Here is a 15,380-nt window from a genome sequence, read left to right as displayed (position 1 = left end):
AAAAAAGTTGGCAAATATTTAGTGTTTTTATGTAAGAAGATGTGACATAGGATGCTAAGCGGCAAGAAGTTGAGAATCAGTAAGTCGATCCTTTTTATGGTAAAATAGAAGGATAGAAAATGTGTATGAGGCAATTATGATCAATAGAATTACAGACAACAAATTTAAACTTGTATCCAAATACCAACCATCTGGGGATCAACCGCAAGCTATCGAACAGTTGGTAGATAATATCGAGGGTGGAGAAAAGGCTCAAATTCTGATGGGGGCGACTGGTACAGGTAAGACCTATACCATGAGCCAGGTGATTTCCAAAGTTAATAAACCAACCCTAGTCATCGCCCACAATAAGACCCTAGCAGGCCAGCTCTACGGGGAGTTTAAGGAATTTTTCCCTGAGAATGCCGTCGAGTACTTCGTGTCCTATTACGATTACTACCAGCCAGAAGCCTATGTTCCCTCTAGTGATACTTATATCGAAAAAGATAGTTCAGTTAACGATGAGATTGATAAACTCCGTCACTCCGCTACATCAGCGCTCTTGGAGCGTAACGATGTCATCGTTGTAGCATCCGTATCTTGTATTTATGGTTTGGGTTCCCCTAAAGAATATGCTGATAGTGTAGTAAGTCTGCGCCCAGGACTTGAAATTTCTCGTGATAAACTGCTTAATGAATTAGTCGATATTCAATTTGAACGCAATGATATTGATTTCCAGCGGGGAAGATTTCGTGTACGTGGAGATGTGGTGGAAATTTTCCCAGCATCTCGTGACGAGCATGCCTTTCGTGTTGAATTCTTCGGAGATGAGATTGATCGTATTCGTGAAGTCGAAGCTCTTACGGGGCAAGTTCTGGGAGAAGTGGATCATTTGGCGATTTTCCCAGCGACTCACTTTGTGACCAATGACGACCACATGGAAGTAGCGATTGCTAAGATTCAGGCTGAGTTGGAGGAGCAGTTAGCTATCTTTGAAAAAGAAGGCAAACTCCTTGAAGCGCAACGCTTGAAACAACGGACAGAGTACGATATCGAGATGCTACGTGAGATGGGCTATACAAATGGTGTCGAAAACTACTCCCGTCACATGGATGGACGAAGCGAAGGAGAGCCTCCGTACACACTTCTTGATTTCTTCCCAGATGATTTCCTGATTATGATTGACGAGAGTCATATGACTATGGGGCAGATCAAAGGAATGTATAATGGAGACCGTTCACGTAAGGAAATGTTGGTTAATTACGGTTTCCGTTTGCCGTCTGCCTTGGACAACCGTCCCCTCCGTCGTGAAGAATTTGAAAGTCATGTCCACCAGATTGTCTATGTTTCAGCGACGCCCGGTGATTACGAGATGGAACAAACAGACACCGTGATTGAGCAAATCATTCGTCCAACAGGTCTTTTGGATCCTGAGGTGGAAGTGCGCCCAACTATGGGACAGATTGATGACCTCTTGGGGGAAATCAATGCCCGTGTTGAAAAGAATGAACGCACCTTTATTACTACCTTGACCAAGAAAATGGCAGAAGATTTGACTGACTATTTCAAAGAAATGGGGATTAAGGTCAAGTATATGCACTCGGATATCAAGACTTTAGAGCGGACAGAGATTATCCGAGATTTACGATTAGGAGTCTTTGATGTCTTAGTCGGAATTAACCTTCTTCGTGAAGGAATTGACGTACCTGAAGTAAGCTTGGTTGCTATTCTCGATGCCGATAAGGAAGGCTTCCTCCGAAATGAACGTGGACTCATCCAGACCATTGGACGTGCCGCCCGTAACAGTGAAGGTCATGTCATCATGTATGCGGATACGGTTACCCAGTCTATGCAACGTGCCATCGATGAAACGGCGCGTCGTCGGAAAATCCAGATGGCTTATAATGAAGAGCATGGCATCGTCCCACAAACCATTAAGAAAGAAATCCGTGACCTGATTGCCGTAACCAAGGCAGTTGCTAAGGAAGAAGAAAAAGAGGTAGATATCAATAGCCTCAATAAACAAGAACGCAAAGAACTAGTCAAGAAACTGGAAAAACAAATGCAAGAAGCCGTCGAAGTGCTTGACTTTGAGTTGGCAGCGCAAATACGTGATATGATGTTGGAAGTCAAGGCGTTGGATTAGTAGGAGGAGCCTATGAAGATTATCATTAAAACAATGGAAACTCCTGAAGAGATAGAAGGCAAATCCCTCGTTCATTGGCAAACGTGGAGAGAGGCTTATGACGATCTTTTACCCGTGGAATTTCAGGAGACGATGACATTAGAAAGATGTCGATTCTTTAGTCAAAAATATCCAGAAAATACCTTGATTGCGATGGATGGAAAGCAGGTCGTTGGATTTATCAGCTATGGAAATTTTCGTGATGAGACCATTCAAGCTGGTGAAATCATTGCCTTATATGTTTTAAAAGATTACTATGGAAAAGGTGTGAGTGAACAGTTAATGCATGCTGCATTTGTTGCTCTCGATCATTTCTCTGAAATATTTTTATGGGTATTGAAAGATAATAAGAGAGCCATTGCTTTCTATCAAAAAATGGGTTTTACTTTTGATGGCCAAGAAAAAATACTTAAACTTGGAAAACCTGTTAAGGAATTGCGGATGATGTGTTCTTCAAATAAAAATTCCTAAAGGACCTATCTATCAATCTTTGAACCATTATCAACTAATTAAGTATAAAAAGTGAAATAGATAGAATGAAACAAAGAAATGAAACAAAGAAATGAAGGAGAAGATGAATGAAAATTCTAGTCATCAATGGACACCCTGATAAGGAAAGTTATTGTCAGGCTATTTTTCAAACCATTGTAGATAATATTGATTTAAGTCACCATGAAGTTGAAGTCATCAACCTTAATGAAGAGAACTTTAATCCTGTTCTTCGATACGGCTATCGAAAACGTATGGAAGAAGATTCTTTTATCCTTCGTTCTCAGGAATTAATCCAATGGGCAGATCATTTCATCTTTATTTATCCTATCTGGTGGAGTAGTATGCCTAGCCTCATGAAAGGCTGGATTGATCGGGTCTTCACACCTGGAATTGCCTACTCTGCCAATAACCAGGGAAGTTTTATCTGGAATTACCTAAGAGGCAAGCAGTTTAAAAAGTTATTAAAAGGGAAAACAGCCAGTATTTACGCAACCTCTATGGCACCTACCTGGTGGTACAAGATCTTTTCGGGTCCTATCAACATTCCAGATAGCTATGGCATCTCTGTTTTGAAAAATGCGGTCTTGAATCACTGTGGAATTAAAACTAAGCGCGTGTGCGTACTAGGTGAAGTTGGACGGGATGTGAATACAGCAAGTATGCGTGAAGATCATCTCCAAAAAGTAGCAGAAGAAGTTAAAAAATTATCATGAAACAAAAAAGTAAGAGACAGAAAACATTAAAAAAACACCAGAAATCAAAGCGAAAGATTGGTCTACTAGACCGCATGAATCTGTGGTTTGTGCAACATTCAACAATTGCCTGGATCCTTGATGCAAGCGTTCTGTTCTTTTCTGCTCTAGGAATATTATATCTATTGTACGGAACAACCCTTATTCCAAGTCCCTATCGGGAACTGCATTATAGTTTTCCACTTTATTTAAATATCGTTCTTTTGGTGAATGCATCTTATCATACTTTCCTTCGTACCTTTAGGAAAGACTGGATTTCCTTGCGAAATTTTGCAGAAGTGTTTTTATATCCTAACGGAATTGCTTGTGTATTCCAGTTAACGATTGGGATGACCTCTAAAAGAGGAACAAGATTACTTCCGATATGGGCATTAGACTATCGCTACATCTGGTTTCCACTCTTACTTATTTCATTTTCTTTCTAGTGCCTATTGTGACAATTATAATTTCCAAGTATATTGAAAAGAAAAAGAGAAAAGAAGAAAATGGGAAAAATACAATCAAATCAAAGTAACAAAAGAAAGTCAAATACAAAAAAGAATCACCCAAGAAAAGAAAGTTTTCAGCTTTGGCTAGATTCTCATAAAATTATAGGTTTTTTCCTGATCCTTGCTCTCATCTTAGGAATAGGACTAGGTGTTACCCTTGTTTTTAAACTTCTTCCTATTCCGTCTCCATACCGAGATATCAACTATAGTTTTCCAATATATATAAATCTTTTTTGTCTGGTGTATCGATTATTTGACTATTGGTTCCTAGACTTGTCTAAGACAAGGATGACAATAAAAAGATATGCAGATTTATTTATCTATCTTAATAGTATTGGTTTAATAGTTCATCTCTTTATTGGTATTGGCGGGAAAAATAGTAAAGGAATTTTACCTCCCCTCTTATCCCTAGATCACCGCTACATCTGGTTTCCTATTGCAACTTATCTGATCTTTTTCAGTTTGGCATCTATTATAACTCTAGTAATGAAATATATTGAAAAGAAAAGGAGTCAATCATGATGAAACATCTAACTGTATTTAGATTTATTTATCTTTTGTGCCTGGTATTTGTACTGCTTCATTTTATCTTAGGGCTTTTTGGTTTAGCCTTTACACCGGTCTTGTGGAATTTCTGGTTCTTTGGTCTTTGTTTAACCCTATTTATCCATCCGTGGACTATCTTTTATAAATCTAGAATCTTTCAATGGCATCATCTGATTTTTCAAGCTCTCAGTGGATTCGTTGCTCTCATAATCTGGTTTATGATATTTTTATTTTTCTCCACGGTTCCAGATTCATCTATGCCTATCAATTTAGACTACTATGTGATTAGGGAAAAAAATGAAATAAGAATCATCAGAGGATTCTTACTCCATGAAATTCATGAATATCATGACTTAGTTAATCCTTTGATTATGAAGTCTAAAGTTAAGTATGTAGAAAAAAATTAAACATTAGAAAGTGAGTCTATGTATGTCTCGAGCACAATTAACCATTCTAACTAATATTTGTCTAATAGAAGACCTTGAAAATCAGCGCGTGGTTATGCAGTATCGATCGCCTGAAACCAACCGCTGGTCTGGCTATGCCTTTCCAGGAGGTCATGTTGAAAATGGAGAAGCATTCGCTGAATCTGTTATTCGTGAAATTTACGAGGAAACAGGTCTGACGATTCAAAATCCTCAACTTGTCGGCATTAAAAATTGGCCTTTAGATTCGGGTGAACGCTATATTGTCTTTTGTTATAAGGCGACTGAGTTTTCTGGAAGGCTTCGTTCTTCGGATGAAGGAGAAGTCTCCTGGGTGCAAAAAGACCAGATTCCAAACTTGGATCTGGCCTATGATATGTTACCCTTGATGGAGATGATGGAAGCTCCTGATAAGTCAGAATTTTTCTATCGTCACCGTACAGAAGATGGATGGGAAAAGAAAATATTCTAATCCTTTACTAAATAACCTAGCTGGTCCAAGGCCTTCTCGATATAGAGAAGGTCTTGTTCGTTTTCAGCTTCGACTAGGTGATAATGGACGCCATCTGTTAATTCAGAAAGTGGTCTAAAGTCAGATCTTTCGACTTGCTCTAAAAAATGCTGAACGTCACGGCGACAAGAGAGTTTGAGCAAGGTTTCAATTTCTCCGTAGACAGGATGATCAATCAAGGTATTCTGAACACGTCCCCCATTATCGACGATAGCTAGAAGTTCTTGACCAATTTCTTCCATCTCGTGCTTAACTTTAAACAGTTTGTGAACATAAGGATTGGTTTTATTTTCTTTATAAATATAGCCACGATTGGTTGATAAGATCGGAGCACCATCAGCACGTAAAACAGCAATGTCCTGAACGATAATCTGGCGGGTTACATGAAAACGGTCTGCTAAAGTTTGGCCATTTAGAGGTTTTTGGGACTCCTTTAACAGTTGTAAAAGTGCTTCTTTTCGATTTTTTGTCATGTTCTTCTCTCTTAACGCTTAACGGCGTTTTCTCAATGCTTTATAAACAGCCAAGGCTAAGTAATAGTCTACCATACTATGGATAATAGTACCAAATCCAACTAATACAAACAAGACATAGAACATATTTTTTAAGTCAGTTCCAGTACTAGCATAAAAAATCACACAAGCCAAAACTTCAGCAATAGCATGAACCAAACCAAGTACAAAGTTAAAAATCAATGAAGATTTCTTATTGTCCAAGGTTTGAGGATGTTTTTGAAGATAGAAAGCACCCAGACTTCCAAAGAATATGTGGGAAAAGGCGCGAAGTACAATGACAATCGGATACCCAGCCATGAGAAATCCTAAACTAGAAGCTATGATAACAAAGATAGCCATCCATGGCGAGAGAAACATAGCGATAAAAATAGCAACGTGACTTCCTAAAGTGTAGGAAGCGGGAGGAATGACAATTTTAAAGGGCATCACCAAAGGAATCAAAATAGCGATAGCTGTTAGCAATGCGGTTAAGGTCATGAATTGTGTTTTCTTTTGTGTATTCATAATAACTCCTTTTTCTGTATATACAGTTGTATAGTACAATAAAAAATCAAACAAGTCAAGAAGCAAAATTGATTTTTGAGGAGATTATCTATAAAAGAGGTTAAAGAATAAATAAAAATTTTAAAAAAATAAGCAAAAACTCTTGCACTAATCAAAGTAGTGTGGTATACTTATAAGCGGTTTGAAAAAACTGCCTAAGACAGTAGGGGAGCTCGACTCATAAATATCCTACCGAGGACAAAACGTATCATGTAAAAAGAAGCGTATTGTACTTTCGTGTCTAGGTTTGGGCGCGTTTTTCTTTTGGAAAAATTCCCCAAGCAAAATAATTACGGAGGTGAACACACTAATGAGTGAAGCAATTATTGCTAAAAAAGCGGAACTAGTTGACGTAGTAGCTGAAAAAATGAAAGCTGCTGCATCAATCGTCGTTGTAGACGCTCGTGGTTTGACAGTTGAACAAGATACAGTTCTTCGTCGTGAGCTTCGTGGAAGCGAAGTTGAGTATAAAGTTATTAAAAACTCAATCTTACGTCGTGCAGCTGAAAAAGCTGGCCTTGCAGAACTTGCATCTGTATTTGTTGGACCATCTGCTGTAGCATTTTCTAACGAAGATGTTATCGCTCCAGCGAAAATCTTGAACGACTTTGCTAAAAACGCTGACGCACTTGAAATCAAAGGTGGTGCAATCGAAGGCGCTGTCGCATCAAAAGAAGAAATCGTTGCTCTTGCAACTCTTCCAAACCGCGAAGGACTTCTTTCTATGCTCCTTTCTGTACTTCAAGCGCCAGTGCGCAACGTTGCTCTTGCAGTCAAAGCGGTTGCAGACAACAAAGAAGACGCAGCTTAATATTAAGCTACGCAGCGTAGCCTAGCTACAAAAATATAAACATAAAATATAAACTTATTTGGAGGAAATAACAATGGCATTGAACATTGAAAACATTATTGCTGAAATTAAAGAAGCTTCAATCCTTGAATTGAACGACCTTGTAAAAGCTATCGAAGAAGAATTTGGTGTAACTGCAGCTGCTCCTGTAGCTGTAGCTGCTGCTGGTGGTGCTGAAGAAGCTGCTAAAGATTCATTTGACGTTGAATTGACAGCTGCAGGCGACAAGAAAGTCGGCGTTATCAAAGTTGTACGTGAAATCACAGGTCTTGGTCTTAAAGAAGCTAAAGAACTTGTTGATGGTGCACCAGGTGTCATCAAAGAAGGCGTTGCAGCTGCAGAAGCTGAAGAACTTAAAGCTAAATTGGAAGAAGCTGGAGCTTCAGTTACTCTTAAATAATAGAGTTTCCATAAAAAATGAAAACCGGAGCTTGCGCTTCGGTTTTTTTATCATATATAGAATATATAGGGGTTTGGATCTGAGTTGTTTACCTTATCTAATTCAAGTGGAGAACTAACTAAAACAAATAGAGGTGACAAATGTGAGTAAAATAGGAATGGGATTAGGTGCTTCAATAGTATCGAATAATATTTTAGAAAATAAGGCGAATATAAAATGGATATTACGCGAGAGCAGTGTTAATGAGTTAGATAACGGATGGCGTTTTTTATCCGAAATAGATACAGAAGAATATCTATCACATGCTGAAAATATGTCGACATGTGACTGGAGTACAATTGTTGAAATAGAACCTGCGGTATTATCAATTTTTAACATGCCTATTGGAACAGAACTCATACTTATTTACGAAGGTGAGAAGAAGTATTTCATAGATACAAATAGTGGTCAAAAATTATCTTACTAGGGTATTGAAGCCAACTTCATCTACTTACTATTGCATAGAATGATGAGTGCTATGAAGCTAAAATAGATACTATATAGATTTGGTCTAAACTATCTGAGAAATATTCCTACTAAAGAATAAGTTTGAGAGAAATCTGAACTTGACAATTGATGCACAAGCTATTATGATAGTCAGAGAACCGATTTAGGTTTTAAAGCATCAGATAAAATAGCAAAATTGACGTTTGAGATATAAAAATGAGATATTGAGGTATGAAAGTGTGTAGAGTAATAAAATTATTTACGGATACGATTTCTTCAGAGTACATGGATTTTGCCTTTCAGATTGCTCATGAAACCCAAGATGCAGATATAGTTCAGATATTTGATGGAACCCAGACATTCAATTTATCAGTTAATTATATTAAGTATCTATCGTTTGTTAGTAAAAAGTATAGCGAACTATATAATAAAGAATATGAACTTGATGGCTATGGAATCTACCAAGTTTTTGATAGTAAATTATCGAAAGAAGTTAGTTATCGTTCTTGTGGTATATGGTCAGCTGATGATTTTAATCATTATGTTTTTCTTTCTAAGAAAGGCATGATGGAAATACTCATAAATGTTTCCTTGACATTTAAATTTGAAAAAACAGCTACTGAACTGCAAAAAATATCGGGCGTCCCTTTGAAAATAAGTGAAGTAGGGAACATCGAGGAAGGTTTATATTATGTAGAAGCTAGTTTAACCAATGATGGTGAACTCTATTTGAAAATCAGTGATAAACTTATAAAATGTGACGATTATGTTGCTTTTAGATTGATTGATGAAGGACTGGATTTACGTTCAATTGAATCGGAATATGAGTTAGATATAGCTACTATTCATCCCGAAAATCATTTTGTTTATCAAGTTTTAAATGGTGGATTTATGGGGCTTGCCCAATCTATTTTGTCGAGTTATAAGGTTATAAATACTTTAAATTACAATGCCTATTTATTAGTTTATGAGAGCGATGCTCAAGACTAACCAAATTGTTAAAAAACAGAGATTCTAGTAATAGACTTGAATACTTTAGAAAATTCACCCAATACCCCAACAAATCCTAACAGCCAAGAACTTTATCGATATACATATTAATAAGCATATCAAGGTTGTAGTAAGAGTTGTAGAATGACTAATCGATTCCTAGAGGCCTCTTTCGTTTATCAAAAGTTAACCATTAGATTATTCCCAAAAATGTATAAAGTAATGCTTGAATGGGAATGGAGAAAGGCAAACAAGAACTACTAGAGTTGCGGAGTGCTGGATAAAAAAAGTGATACTAGTATGAATTTGAAAAAATTTTTAAACAGTTTATGAAGGGGAACTTTAAGTGAATATTTATAGAAGAATAACAAAGGTAGAGAAAAACAATTTAATGGTTAAGTGCTCTAATGATTTCAATCTAAATATTGATGGAAAAAAAGTACAAAGTGAAAGAGATGCGATAGAGATATTAGCCAAAAGTTTTAATATTGATGATCTTCAAGATGGTAATTGGGATGCATTATCTGATAGACTCCAGCGTTCTAATTATATACATCCAGAGAGGATTAATATTTTTATAAACAATTCAAAAGATCTTTTTATCAAGGATGAAAACTCTAAAAATATTTTTTTAGAAATATTATCTGACACAGTTTCATGGTGGAAAGAAGATGTTGAAAGATATATAGTTGATGGAAAAAGAAAAACATTCAATGTATATCTGCTAGATTAATACTAATTGTTTGATATGATAGAAATACAAGCATTTCTGTGAGGAAGATAATCGCTAGACAAGTTGTACAAATGCTAATAGTTCAAAAAATTTAAATAAATATAGGTGGATTATGATTGATGAATTAAAAAAGAAGATTGCTTCTACTGGTGGTGTGGACTTTGGGCCGTTTGGAGAGGGGGTTTCTGATGAATGGATTACAAAAGCTGAGGAAAGATTACATTTTACTTTTCCTGAAACATATAAGTGGTGGCTGAAAAATTATATGGGTGGAGAAATTTATGGAGAAGAAATATTCAGTATTTATGGATTAGATTTTGATACGGTTGTGGGAGGTGATATTGTTTACATAAACGAACTGAATAGAAAGCAAGGATTTAGTAACTCTGAACAATTAGTCATCTGTGAAGGGGAAGATGGCATGTTTTATTTTCAAAAACAGGAAAGTTTGACCAATGAGTTAGCAGTTTTTAGAGATGGAGAATACTATGCTAGCGATTTTATTGAATTTCTCATAAAAAGAATAGACGGCTAGTGAATCTATTGAGCTAAAAAAGTAGGTATTATGCTCAATAATGATAGATAGGAATTCTAAAGAACATCAGTCGATAAGATTTTGTTTTGGCTATGTAGATGATGTGGTAACTATTGTAAAATATAATCACAATATTGCTTGCCTTGATGACGGACTTGATTGGCTGGGAAGTAAAATAGATAATGGGACTGGCTCATTATTTGATCCTAAAAAGTGCTTAGGACGGAGGTAAAAGTGCAGTTGGTACTTATAAACAGCTTGTATAAAAATGTAAGATATCGTGTTTTTGAATGGAATAGCAAGTACTACTTATTGGATTGTGATGCTAGTATTTTATTGCTTTTCTTTCCATTGTTTGCTTTTTTTAGAGCTCATAAATGTTATTGTATAGAGCCTGAAGAATATAAGACGTTGCTTTCTTCAACCTATTCTGATATAAAACCGTATCAGTTTGTAGGAGCAACTTTATGTATTATTTCCGGTACAACACTATTAAGGAGGTATTTAGTTAAGGTTTTATTACCTGAACTTCCAAATGTAGCAGCAGTATCGAAATTCGGTTTATTATTTATAATCTTATTTTTCGTGTTGGGGTTTAGATTTCAATATTCTCATAAAAAAAGACTTTCACTCGACTACGAAGGTCGACCCTATGTGTTTGTCAAAATGTTCCCTGCTAACTGGAAAATGGCAGTTGGTAAAATAATGGGTTATTTCATCCTCTTATTTCTACTCTTGTGGTCTGTTTATACTATTGTGGTAACAGATGAAGTTGATTCTTTTATTATATTAGGAATAATTCCGTTTTTATTATTTATAGTAATGTTCGCCAATATCTCTTTCTGGGATTTAAAGGAATATCGGATAGTTTTAAAATCTAAGTAAAAATTCCATCTAATCTTTAAAATTACTAGTACGATGCCATTGGTTACAGTTAAGAATATTAGAGGAAGTTTAAGAAATAAATTAGTCAGACACGACCAAAGTAATCAATAATCTTACTTATCTGGCAAAGTGGTCTCCTAGGAAATCAAAGGAAATTAAAGATTGAATAGGATATTGACAATTAAAGCATAGATGTATAAAAGTTTGATCTCGACCATAAAGATTGGAAAGACAATTTGCTAGAGATAGCGCATAATAGATAGAATAAGGGGATAGCATTTGCTAATCTTCAGTAGACAGATGATTTTATTAACAATAATAGGACATCTGTTGATGTAGAAGTAATATTTAAGAATAATTTGGAGGTGGATTTTATGTCTGTAGGCTTAATGGTAGGTTATAATTGGTGGACAGTAGGAGAAGGGAGCTTTTTTAATTCATTCTTTTCGACTATTTATGTTCAGTTGGAGAATAAAGACTGGGGAAGTAAGTACCCCGTTATCATGAATAAACTTTATTTTGGCGATATTCCTTTGGAAGACATTGAGAGTGGAATAGCAGAGTTGTTATCTATCCAAGAAGAGTTGAAAAAATTTCCACCTCACGACATCATATGGGATTTTGAAGATTTGTCAGTCACTCCTCCTTGGGGTAATCAAATTGCTTCCCATATCACAAATTTATCACAATATTTCATAACTAGTTCAGGCAGTGATTTATTTGAAGTCATGTTAACTTGTTTTAGATTCGCACTCGAGGAAGGTCAAAATGTAGTTGTAAAAAGTATCTGAAGATGGATTTTCTAAAAATTTTTTAAATCCAATGAACCATTAAAATTATTGAAACTCCGATTTTTATTATTTCAAATGACTCTAAGTTGTAAAAGAATAAACTGATTTTGGAGATTTTTGAAATGTCATCATTTTGAATACGGTTGTAAATAAAATCTGACTTATTAAACACTATCATGGAAACTATTTGTTTAAATGCTAAACGCTGAATCACCTATCTATGGTCATATTTTTATTGTTAAATTTTATAATATAGAGTGATGTGTTATATGTAATTGTGTAGAGGAGGGAAGAAATTGGATAATATAGTACTACGAAGTGAGTGGTTCGATGAATCGGAAAAATTTTGCGAAGTTAGGCTTACTTGTGAAACAAAGTTTCTAACAATTTATCAAGTATGCTATCTCTTTGAGGATGAGATGACGAAGGTATTACTGACCATGGATGACTATATAGAAAATCCTAATCTAGCAAGAAAGATCATTTTTGGAGATGATAGGGTTGGTGGAAGTGGTTATTTTGTTTTTACTTTTGCACCTATTAATGAAAAAGAAGAGTTAAATATTGAAGTGGATATGGAAGTAGCAGATAATGACGAGGGGCTCCATCGATGTCAATTTTATGTCAAAACTCAATTGGAAAATCTAAAGTATTTTAGAAATAATTTGCCTAGAATTTTTTCAAAAGACTATAGGAGAGAGATTAAATTGCATCATGAAATTAACTAGAAATGTAATGAATTAGCAAGCGTTTCTCGTTTATTCTATAGATGTATACATTTTTTTATTAGATTTTAATTCAAAAATTGAAGGGGAGTGACTCGTGGACATTTTAAAACTAGAGGAAGAGATTGAGGGTACGAACTACTGGGACGCCTATGCATTAGACTTTAGAGCTTCATTTTTTGGAGATGAATGTAGACTTTATATCGAGGTTGAAAATGGTAAATCGGATCAGTATTGCTGGGAGATAGTTTTCTATCGGTGCTTTAAGGTAAACTATGAGACGGACGCGGGTTGGACATGTTGGGAAAGTGAGACTGACACAAGAAATTTCAATATGAAAGATATTCCATTTGACAATCTCATGTCTCACACTGTGCATGACATTAGACTTATCGAAGAGAAAAATAATATGATACAAGCTACAATTACTTTATCAAGTATGTTAATTGAGATTGTATGCCAAGATATTCAAGTCTCTAAGGTTTTAGTGAGTGAACAGAACTTCTTTTGGAAGGTTTAGATTTGATAATGATAAATGTTTAAACTAGAAAAACTCTAAGTTAAAAACTTTTTGCAGAAATCATTAAGACTGACCCTTCAGTCAAAATCGGTATATGAAGAAAACTGGATGAATAGAATTAAAATCGTTCAAGAAAATGGAGCTTATCATATGCATACAAGGGATGAAGAAATTTTTTATTGAGAAAGCTCGAATCCATTTCAAAAAAGAAAAGAGTTGTCGCAAAAGGACCATATCAGGACTCGATTTATGATGAAGAAGAAAGGTGTGACCATTTGTGGAAACCAACATATTGGCAGGGAATCTTTCAATACAATCGCAATAATTATGAAATGAAAACTATTGGCTCAGGTACTAAAGGAGATATCTCGCCAGTCACCAAAATGGATATCTGATTGCCGTCTATGCTGTAAGTAATTTCTCAGTATCAAGGAAGAGAAATTTTTCCCTCTGCACTTGAAATACTGAAAAAATTGATATTTTACTGCTCTTTTAAGCAATCTAGCTTATTAGTGGATTTGACTTTTTAGATATTGATTCCTTAGCTGCTTCTTTTACCCATTTAATAATCGTTCTTCAATAACGAAGAAGTATTTAGAAATGCTTCTAGAAAGTAGAAGATCATATCGTCTAAAAGCAATTATCTTGTATTTTTTATCAGCCCTTCTTAAAGCAATGTGTCATTGCGGTCTGTAGTTTTAGTTTTAGGAATAGGATCAGTGAATGCTATTGATAATATTCTAAAGAATTGGAAAGATTAGTAAGAATTAATACTGAGAAAAATACAAGAGTGATGATAAAATAATTTTACTTTTTCATTCCTTTTTGTTATAATAGACGACAAGAAAGAATATCTTATCAGTAAATCCCAAGCGAGCCTGTGATAGTGAGAGTCAGGTGATTGAGAGATGAGTGTGGCGCTTTTGGTAAATTTTAAAAAATAATGAAGTAATAAATTAGGGTGGAACCGCGTTTCTGACGCCCCTAGGTCACTTGACTTAGGAGCAAAGACACGGTTCTTTTTGTATTCTAGGTCATAAGAATTTATAATAAAGGAGTAAACAATGTCTAAGAAATTAACATTTCAAGAAATTATTTTGACTTTGCAACAATACTGGAATGATCAGGGTTGTATGCTCATGCAGGCTTATGATAATGAAAAGGGTGCGGGAACTATGAGCCCTTATACTTTCCTTCGTGCTATTGGTCCTGAGCCATGGAATGCAGCTTATGTAGAGCCATCACGTCGTCCAGCAGATGGTCGTTACGGGGAAAATCCAAACCGTCTTTACCAACACCATCAATTCCAAGTGGTTATGAAACCATCACCATCGAACATTCAAGAGCTCTATCTTGAGTCATTGGAAAAATTGGGAATCAATCCTTTGGAACATGATATTCGCTTCGTTGAAGATAACTGGGAAAACCCATCAACTGGATCAGCAGGTCTTGGTTGGGAAGTTTGGCTTGACGGTATGGAAATCACTCAATTCACTTACTTCCAACAAGTCGGTGGCTTGGCAACTGGTCCTGTTACAGCTGAGGTTACTTACGGATTGGAACGTTTGGCTTCTTACATCCAAGAAGTAGACTCAGTTTATGATATTGAGTGGGCTCCAGGTGTTAAATACGGAGAAATCTTCCTTCAACCAGAATATGAGCATTCAAAATACAGCTTCGAAGTTTCAGATCAAGACATGCTTCTTGAAAACTTCGAAAAATTTGAAAAAGAAGCTGGACGTGCATTAGAACTAGGTCTTGTGCATCCAGCCTATGACTACGTTTTGAAATGTTCACATACTTTCAACTTGCTTGATGCTCGTGGTGCTGTATCCGTTACAGAACGTGCTGGTTATATCGCTCGTATTCGTAACTTAGCCCGTGTCGTAGCTAAGACATTTGTAGCTGAACGCAAGAAACTCGGCTACCCACTTCTTGACGAAGCCACACGCGCTCAACTCCTAGCAGAAGAGGAATAATAAAAATAGTTACAAGAATAGAAAAAGGGCGAACAAAGTGAGCCCGTATG

At 35.8% G+C, this 15,380-nt stretch carries 20 protein-coding genes and 1 other annotated feature; of the genes, 18 read left to right on the top strand and 2 right to left on the bottom strand.

Annotated elements, in window-relative coordinates; all coding sequences use genetic code 11:
- The first annotated feature begins 136 nt into the window (after window positions 1-136).
- The 7 genes from uvrB (at window position 137) to QEZ38_RS03090 (ending at window position 5,339) form a co-directional block, all read left to right on the top strand.
- Window positions 137-2,125 (top strand): excinuclease ABC subunit UvrB, encoded by a 1,989-nt coding sequence (gene uvrB, locus QEZ38_RS03120; protein WP_281334997.1) that lies wholly within the window; start codon window positions 137-139, stop codon window positions 2,123-2,125.
- A 12-nt stretch (window positions 2,126-2,137) separates the two neighbouring features.
- Complete coding sequence (locus QEZ38_RS03115) at window positions 2,138-2,635, top strand: GNAT family N-acetyltransferase (RefSeq protein ID WP_281334996.1); 498 nt, start codon at window positions 2,138-2,140, stop codon at window positions 2,633-2,635.
- A gap of 107 nt (window positions 2,636-2,742) precedes the next feature.
- Window positions 2,743-3,369, top strand: coding sequence for an NAD(P)H-dependent oxidoreductase (locus QEZ38_RS03110; protein WP_281334995.1), 627 nt, complete (start codon window positions 2,743-2,745; stop codon window positions 3,367-3,369).
- A complete protein-coding gene (locus QEZ38_RS03105; RefSeq protein ID WP_281334994.1) occupies window positions 3,366-3,833 on the top strand; it encodes a hypothetical protein in 468 nt (155 codons plus the stop codon). The genes QEZ38_RS03110 and QEZ38_RS03105 overlap by 4 nt, the downstream gene beginning before the upstream one ends.
- Before the next feature lie 60 nt (window positions 3,834-3,893).
- Window positions 3,894-4,418 (top strand): hypothetical protein, encoded by a 525-nt coding sequence (locus QEZ38_RS03100; protein WP_241768492.1) that lies wholly within the window; start codon window positions 3,894-3,896, stop codon window positions 4,416-4,418.
- Window positions 4,415-4,849: a hypothetical protein gene (locus tag QEZ38_RS03095; RefSeq protein ID WP_045763321.1), complete on the top strand. Its 435-nt coding sequence runs from the start codon at window positions 4,415-4,417 to the stop codon at window positions 4,847-4,849. Before QEZ38_RS03100 ends, QEZ38_RS03095 begins: the two co-directional genes overlap by 4 nt.
- 22 nt (window positions 4,850-4,871) lie before the next feature.
- Window positions 4,872-5,339 carry an 8-oxo-dGTP diphosphatase gene (locus QEZ38_RS03090; protein WP_281334993.1) on the top strand — a complete coding sequence of 156 codons (468 nt, stop codon included), beginning with the start codon at window positions 4,872-4,874 and terminating at the stop codon, window positions 5,337-5,339.
- Here QEZ38_RS03090 and QEZ38_RS03085 read toward each other — a convergent pair.
- Window positions 5,336-5,851 carry a transcription repressor NadR gene (locus QEZ38_RS03085; RefSeq protein WP_281334992.1) on the bottom strand — a complete coding sequence of 172 codons (516 nt, stop codon included), beginning with the start codon at window positions 5,849-5,851 and terminating at the stop codon, window positions 5,336-5,338. The genes QEZ38_RS03090 and QEZ38_RS03085 overlap by 4 nt on opposite strands.
- A gap of 18 nt (window positions 5,852-5,869) precedes the next feature.
- Window positions 5,870-6,397, bottom strand: coding sequence for an ECF transporter S component (locus QEZ38_RS03080; RefSeq protein WP_153224740.1), 528 nt, complete (start codon window positions 6,395-6,397; stop codon window positions 5,870-5,872).
- A gap of 175 nt (window positions 6,398-6,572) precedes the next feature.
- Window positions 6,573-6,708 (top strand) — a sequence feature (ribosomal protein L10 leader region).
- Between the two features lie 38 nt (window positions 6,709-6,746).
- Here QEZ38_RS03080 and rplJ point away from each other — a divergent pair.
- The 11 genes from rplJ to glyQ all read left to right on the top strand — a co-directional run bounded on the left by rplJ (window position 6,747) and on the right by glyQ (window position 15,330).
- Window positions 6,747-7,247 (top strand): 50S ribosomal protein L10, encoded by a 501-nt coding sequence (gene rplJ, locus QEZ38_RS03075; protein WP_001287269.1) that lies wholly within the window; start codon window positions 6,747-6,749, stop codon window positions 7,245-7,247.
- Between the two features lie 73 nt (window positions 7,248-7,320).
- Window positions 7,321-7,686, top strand: a complete 366-nt coding sequence (rplL, locus tag QEZ38_RS03070; RefSeq protein ID WP_281334991.1) for a 50S ribosomal protein L7/L12 — start codon at window positions 7,321-7,323, stop codon at window positions 7,684-7,686.
- Between the two features lie 142 nt (window positions 7,687-7,828).
- Window positions 7,829-8,152 (top strand): immunity protein Imm33 domain-containing protein, encoded by a 324-nt coding sequence (locus QEZ38_RS03065; protein WP_248034149.1) that lies wholly within the window; start codon window positions 7,829-7,831, stop codon window positions 8,150-8,152.
- Window positions 8,153-8,403: 251 nt separating this feature from the next.
- Window positions 8,404-9,162 (top strand): hypothetical protein, encoded by a 759-nt coding sequence (locus QEZ38_RS03060; protein ID WP_248034151.1) that lies wholly within the window; start codon window positions 8,404-8,406, stop codon window positions 9,160-9,162.
- Window positions 9,163-9,508: 346 nt separating this feature from the next.
- Entirely contained in the window at window positions 9,509-9,895 is a 387-nt protein-coding gene (locus QEZ38_RS03055; protein WP_248034153.1) for a barstar family protein, read from the top strand.
- Window positions 9,896-10,007: 112 nt separating this feature from the next.
- Window positions 10,008-10,430 carry an SMI1/KNR4 family protein gene (locus QEZ38_RS03050; RefSeq protein ID WP_248034155.1) on the top strand — a complete coding sequence of 141 codons (423 nt, stop codon included), beginning with the start codon at window positions 10,008-10,010 and terminating at the stop codon, window positions 10,428-10,430.
- Between the two features lie 234 nt (window positions 10,431-10,664).
- On the top strand, window positions 10,665-11,315 hold the full coding sequence (locus tag QEZ38_RS03045) for a DUF443 family protein (protein ID WP_248034157.1): 651 nt from the start codon (window positions 10,665-10,667) through the stop codon (window positions 11,313-11,315).
- Window positions 11,316-11,689: 374 nt separating this feature from the next.
- Window positions 11,690-12,106 carry an immunity 70 family protein gene (locus tag QEZ38_RS03040; protein ID WP_248034159.1) on the top strand — a complete coding sequence of 139 codons (417 nt, stop codon included), beginning with the start codon at window positions 11,690-11,692 and terminating at the stop codon, window positions 12,104-12,106.
- A 296-nt stretch (window positions 12,107-12,402) separates the two neighbouring features.
- Window positions 12,403-12,834 (top strand): hypothetical protein, encoded by a 432-nt coding sequence (locus QEZ38_RS03035; RefSeq protein WP_248034161.1) that lies wholly within the window; start codon window positions 12,403-12,405, stop codon window positions 12,832-12,834.
- A 94-nt stretch (window positions 12,835-12,928) separates the two neighbouring features.
- Window positions 12,929-13,351, top strand: a complete 423-nt coding sequence (locus QEZ38_RS03030; RefSeq protein ID WP_248034163.1) for a hypothetical protein — start codon at window positions 12,929-12,931, stop codon at window positions 13,349-13,351.
- A gap of 1,064 nt (window positions 13,352-14,415) precedes the next feature.
- Window positions 14,416-15,330 carry a glycine--tRNA ligase subunit alpha gene (gene glyQ, locus QEZ38_RS03025; RefSeq protein WP_000038761.1) on the top strand — a complete coding sequence of 305 codons (915 nt, stop codon included), beginning with the start codon at window positions 14,416-14,418 and terminating at the stop codon, window positions 15,328-15,330.
- Window positions 15,331-15,380 lie beyond the last annotated feature (50 nt).

This window comes from Streptococcus taonis (assembly GCF_029948085.1).
Taxonomy (GTDB): Bacteria; Bacillota; Bacilli; order Lactobacillales; family Streptococcaceae; genus Streptococcus; species Streptococcus taonis.
This window is presented reverse-complemented; position numbering and strand designations above follow the sequence as displayed.